At 62.9% G+C, this 5,097-nt stretch carries 6 protein-coding genes; 3 read left to right on the top strand and 3 right to left on the bottom strand.

The window, feature by feature from the left end; genetic code table 11:
* Positions 1 to 111: 111 nt before the first annotated feature.
* Positions 112 to 1,245, bottom strand: coding sequence for a site-specific DNA-methyltransferase (locus WB528_RS11485; protein ID WP_423888533.1), 1,134 nt, complete (start codon positions 1,243 to 1,245; stop codon positions 112 to 114).
* A 371-nt stretch (positions 1,246 to 1,616) separates the two neighbouring features.
* Here WB528_RS11485 and ypfJ point away from each other — a divergent pair, with 371 nt between their 5' ends.
* The 3 genes from ypfJ (at position 1,617) to WB528_RS11470 (ending at position 3,610) form a co-directional block, all read left to right on the top strand.
* Positions 1,617 to 2,552 (top strand): KPN_02809 family neutral zinc metallopeptidase, encoded by a 936-nt coding sequence (ypfJ, locus tag WB528_RS11480; RefSeq protein WP_423888532.1) that lies wholly within the window; start codon positions 1,617 to 1,619, stop codon positions 2,550 to 2,552.
* Positions 2,553 to 2,570: 18 nt separating this feature from the next.
* On the top strand, positions 2,571 to 3,134 hold the full coding sequence (gene moaB, locus WB528_RS11475) for a molybdenum cofactor biosynthesis protein B (protein ID WP_423888531.1): 564 nt from the start codon (positions 2,571 to 2,573) through the stop codon (positions 3,132 to 3,134).
* Between the two features lie 143 nt (positions 3,135 to 3,277).
* Entirely contained in the window at positions 3,278 to 3,610 is a 333-nt protein-coding gene (locus WB528_RS11470; protein ID WP_423888530.1) for a PilZ domain-containing protein, read from the top strand.
* Here WB528_RS11470 and WB528_RS11465 read toward each other — a convergent pair.
* Complete coding sequence (locus tag WB528_RS11465; protein ID WP_423888529.1) at positions 3,573 to 4,358, bottom strand: substrate-binding domain-containing protein; 786 nt, start codon at positions 4,356 to 4,358, stop codon at positions 3,573 to 3,575. The two genes, WB528_RS11470 and WB528_RS11465, sit on opposite strands and share 38 nt — an antisense overlap.
* The coding region (locus WB528_RS11460) for a bifunctional helix-turn-helix transcriptional regulator/GNAT family N-acetyltransferase (protein ID WP_423888528.1) at positions 4,358 to 5,097 on the bottom strand (740 nt) is incomplete at its 5' end. The genes WB528_RS11460 and WB528_RS11465, both read right to left, overlap by 1 nt.

Raw genomic sequence — 5,097 nt, 5'->3', positions numbered from 1 at the left:
CGGCGCGAAAGCCGTCGAATAGCGGCTCTCAAAAAGAGGGGCCGCGGCGTATGGGTCCCTGCGTTCGCAGGGACGACGGTAGAAGTGGCTGTTTGAAAATTGAAGATGAACTCAGCCCACCGCCATCTGGCTGCGGATTTCGGCGCGCAATTCGTCGATCAGCTTGAGGCCTTGCTTGGTCTCGACATGCCAGAATGTCCAGCCGTTGCAGGCTTCCGAACCCTGCGCCACCGCGCCCATGCGATGGATCGAGCCGACCTTGTCGCCAAGCATGATGGCGCCGTCGGCCCGCACCAGCGCGCCGTGGCGCTTCCTGGCGTCGACCAGCTTCGCGCCCGGCGAGATCATGCCGCGCTCGATCAGTTCGGAGAACGCGACCCGTGGCGCCTCGCGCGCGGTCATGAATGGCGCCAGCGTCGCCTCCGGCAACGGCTCGATCTCGGCGATGCGGGTTTCGGCCGCCGCCGCATAGGTCTTGTCGCGCTCGAAGCCGACGTAGCGGCGGCCGAGGCGTTTGGCCACCGCGCCGGTGGTGCCGGTGCCGTTGAACGGATCGATGACGAGGTCGCCGGGTTTCGACGACGACAGCAGCACGCGCGCCAGCAAGCCTTCGGGCTTCTGCGTCGGATGCACCTTCTTGCCGTCCTTGCCCTTGAGACGTTCTTCGCCGGTGCAAAGCGGGATCAGCCAGTCCGAGCGCGCCTGCACGTCTTCGTTCGCGGCCTTCAAGGCTTCGTAGTTGAACGTATACCCCTTGGCTTTCTCGTCGCGTGCGGCCCAAATCATGGTCTCGTGCGCGTTGGTGAAGCGGCGGCCGCGGAAATTCGGCATCGGGTTCGATTTGCGCCAGACGATGTCGTTGAGAACCCAGAAGCCGAGGTCCTGCATGATCGCGCCGACGCGAAAGATATTGTGATAGGAGCCGATTACCCAGATCGTCGCCGCCGGCTTCATCAGGCGGCGGCAGGCGAGCAGCCAGGCGCGGGTGAAGTCGTCATAGGCGGCAAACGACGAGAACTTGTCCCACTCGTCATTGACGGCATCGACATGGGATTCGTCAGGGCGCTTGAGATCGCCCTTGAGCTGAAGATTGTAGGGCGGATCGGCGAAGACGAGATCGACGGAGCCGGCCGGCAATTTTGACATCTCGGCGACGCAATCGCCAAGGATGATGCGGCTATCCGGATGTGACTCAAATTTAGTGCGGGGCGCCCTTGCAGACGCCCCGCGACGCGACACAACCATGACTCAAATACTCTGACTCAGGCGACGCTGTCGGCGACGCGGGACCAAACAACCGACTGACGCCACTTTGACGAGGCAAAGTAAAAATCGACTTAACCGGGCAATTCTTTCACGCTGATGATCGGATTAATTCGTTTCGATGACCGGCGGATATTTGCGAGCGCCGGAAGCGGGGATGGCCGGCAACCACGGGATTTCAAGGGGAATTGGGATTTGGCGTCCGTCCGCCTCAATCCGCGAGGAGTGTGTGGCTGACGTGAAACCGCCTCCACTAGGCAATTTTTGCCGGGCGGGTTAATAGATGAGACAAAGAAAATTCTGCCTGGATGCGGCAGGACAGCCGCCGCAAACTGCAATAAGGAAATCAGGCCATGCGTTACGATGATTTTCGCCGCAGCGACGACATCGATGACCGACGCGACGATAGCGGCGGCGGATTGGGCGGCGGTGGCATGGGACTTCCGATGGGAGGCGGTGGCCTCGGCATCGGCACCATCATCGTGCTCGGTATCGTCGGATATGCCCTCGGCATCGATCCGCGCATCCTGATCGGCGGGGCGGAGATCCTCACCGGCGGCGGCAGCGGGCAGGGTCAGGTGCAGACCGATCGGAGACCGGGGACGGTCAAGAAAGGGGCGCCCACCGACGAGATGGGCAGCATGATATCCGGCATCCTCGGCGAGATCGACGATCGCTGGACCGAGATTTTCCAGGCCGCCGGCCAAACCTATACCGGCCCGCGCATCGTGCTGTTCCGCAACGTCACCAACGGCGGGCGTTGCGGCATGGCGCAGTCGGCGATGGGGCCGTTCTACTGTCCGCCGGACCGGCAGATCTTTCTCGATACCGGCTTCTTCCGCGAGGTCGAAACCCGGTTCCACGGCTGTCAGGGTTCGGCCTGCAAGTTCACCGCGGCCTATATCATAGCGCATGAAGCCGGACATCACGTCCAGAACCTGCTTGGCATCCTGCCGAAGGTGACGGCCCGGCAGCAGGCGGCCGGCAGCAAGGCGGCTGCCAACGCGCTTCAGGTGAGGGTGGAGTTGCAGGCGGATTGCCTCTCCGGCGTCTGGGTCAATCACGAAGCGAAGAAGCGTCCGGGCTTCATTGAGCCCGGCGATATCGACGGCGCGCTCGCTACTGCATCCGCGATCGGCGACGATACCTTGCAGCGGCAGACTACCGGGCGCGTGGTGCCGGACTCCTTCACGCATGGTTCGGCGGAACAGCGCAAACGATGGTTCATGACCGGCTATCAGCAGGGAACGCTGAAGGCGTGCGATACGTTTGGTGCTGCGTCGCTGTAACTATTTGTCGGATTTCACATGAACGCGATCGACGAATCCAAACAGTTCATTCCGCTCAACATCGCGGTGCTGACGATCTCGGATACGCGGTCGCTCGCCGACGACAAGTCCGGCGCGACGCTGGCGGACCGGATCGTTGCGGCCGGCCACAAGCTGGCAGCGCGGGAGATCACCGTCGATGATGTCGAGGCGATCCGCGCCATCGTCAAGCGCTGGATTGCGGACAAGGGTGTCGACGCCATCGTCACGACCGGCGGCACCGGCTTCACCGGCCGCGACGTGACACCGGAAGCCATCGAGCCGTTGTTTGAAAAGCGGATGGACGGCTTTTCCATCGCCTTCCATATGTTGAGCCACGCCAAGATCGGCACCTCGACGATCCAGAGCCGCGCCACCGCGGGTGTTGCGGGCGCGACCTTCATCTTCTGCCTGCCGGGTTCGCCGGGCGCCTGCCGCGATGGCTGGGACGGCATTCTCGCGGCGCAGCTCGACTACCGCACGCGGCCCTGCAATTTCGTCGAGATCATGCCGCGGCTGGATGAGCACTTGCGCCGGCCGAAGGCGAAGGGTGCGTCCGCCTGATGGACCGGCGGTATTTCGGCAGGTCAATCGTTAATGTCTAAATTTCAAAACAATGCCCTAACGGAACCTTACGAGATCGCCCAGAAACTCGGCCAGCCCCGATATTGCCGGGGTTTTCAGGCGTGCAACGGCTGGTGATTTTGATGACTGTTGTTGAGCTGAAGGCAAAGGTACTGCGCGAGCAGCGACGTCAGCTGCACAAGCGGCTGGCCTGGATCACGGTCGGCGATGGCGCGAGCGAGCACGAGTGCCACGTTCTCGATCTGTCGTCGGGCGGCGCGCGGATCGCGATGGACGATGCGATGGATGTGAGAGACCGCTTCGAGTTGACGCTCGTGCGCGGCCATCACAAGCGTGAGCTGTGCGAGGTGGTCTGGCGCCGCGGAAAGACCTACGGCGTGAAGTTCGTGAGCTTGCTTCCCGAGGTCGCGACGCCGGCTACCGACCCGACAGAGGCGTCAGTCCAGCCTTCGTGATGGCGGAAGCGGCCTCGCGCGAGGAGAGAAACGTGAGTAGCGCCCGCGCGGCGTCGGGCTGCTGCGCCGTCATGGTGAGAGCGCCGGCAAAGGAAAATATCGGCTGCACCTCGGATGGAAGCGCGCCGACGAATGTAATGCCGGGAACATGAATGAGCTCGGCGACTTGCTGGAAGCCGATCTCTGCCTCACCGCGCGCGACCACCGCGGCGACTGGTTCGCCGGATGGCGGTCCGCGTATCTTGCGGCTCTTCGCAGCGATCTGATCGGCAATGCCGAGTTTTGGAAACAAGGTCCTCGACAGATAAGTGCCGCTGCCGCTATCCGAATAGGCGATGGATTTCGCCGAAAGCAATGTATTGCGAAGCGCGGCTACGCTGCTGATGTCCGGCTTTTCGGCGCCTTCGCGCACCACCATGCCGATCAGCGATCGCGCCAGTTCGACCTTGCTTTCCGCATTCACCAATCCGCGTTTGCCGAGTTCGTCCGCCGCCCCGCCATCGAGGATCACGACGTCGGCGGTCTCGCCGCGCGCCAGCCGCGCCGGGATCGCTTCCGGCGAATCCCCCATCGACGGCCCGCGCGTCGTGATCAGATGATTTCCGGTCGCGCGCTCGAAGGCCGGCCCCAACTCGGAATAAGCGCCGTGAAAGCCGGACGAGATCATCACGCGGATATCCGCGGCAGAGGCTGCTTGCGCTGCAAACGCGATGACAAGGGCGGGTAACAAGCGAACGAAAAGGGACACTAGAGTTTCATCTCCCAGGTCTCACCGATCAGGCTTTGGCCGAAGCTGCGATGCGGTTCGCTCGCCACCAGTTCAAAGCCTGCGTCCTGATATATATTGCGGGCCGCGGTCAGGATGCTTTGGGTCCAGAGCGTGATCTTGCGATAGCCGCAGGCACGCGCAAACGCAATGCATTCGAGAACCAGCCGTCGCCCGAGCCCGTGGCCGCGCCCAGAGGGTTCGACCAGCAGCAAACGCAGCTTGGCGACCTCGTCGTCATGCCGGACCAGGAAAACCGAGCCGACCGGGGCGCCGTCGATTTCGGCGATCCAGCATCGCTCGCGCGATGTATCGAAGGAGTTGAGGAATTTGGCGGCGATCTCCGCCACCAGCGCTTCAAAAGAGGAATCGAAGCCATATTCGCTGGCGTAACGCGCACCGTGGCTCTGTACCACAAAGCCCATGTCGCCCGGCCGCGGCTCGCGCAGGGTCGCTTCTGTCGGTGCGTGCGCCGAGCCGAGTAAACCCTCGATGGCCGCCATGGCGGAGGTGAGGCGCCGCCGGTCAGCTTCCGGCAGCGGGCGCAACATCTTGGCGACGTCTTCGTGCGAACTGCGATCGAGCTTTGCGAAGGCCTGGCGTCCTTTTGCGGTCAGGCCGAGCTGATATTGCCGCCGGTATACCGGAAGCGGCTTGCGGGTGATCAGGCCGTCGTCGCTAAATTTCTGGACGATACGGCTGAGATAGCCGGGGTCGAGCC

Origin of the sequence: Bradyrhizobium sp. (assembly GCF_049586575.1) — a bacterium.
Lineage (GTDB): Bacteria > Pseudomonadota > Alphaproteobacteria > Rhizobiales > Xanthobacteraceae > Bradyrhizobium.
Note: the sequence above shows the minus strand (reverse complement) of the source record. Positions and strands in the feature narration are given on the sequence as shown.

Bases quoted from the DNA above. Each gene is read 5' to 3' on its own strand.
- WB528_RS11485 (WP_423888533.1), bottom strand. From the start codon at position 1,245: ATGGTTGTGTCGCGTCGCGGGGCGTCTGCAAGGGCGCCCCGCACTAAA.
- ypfJ (WP_423888532.1), top strand. From the start codon at position 1,617: ATGCGTTACGATGATTTTCGCCGCAGCGACGACATCGATGACCGACGC.
- moaB (WP_423888531.1), top strand. From the start codon at position 2,571: ATGAACGCGATCGACGAATCCAAACAGTTCATTCCGCTCAACATCGCG.
- WB528_RS11470 (WP_423888530.1), top strand. From the start codon at position 3,278: ATGACTGTTGTTGAGCTGAAGGCAAAGGTACTGCGCGAGCAGCGACGT.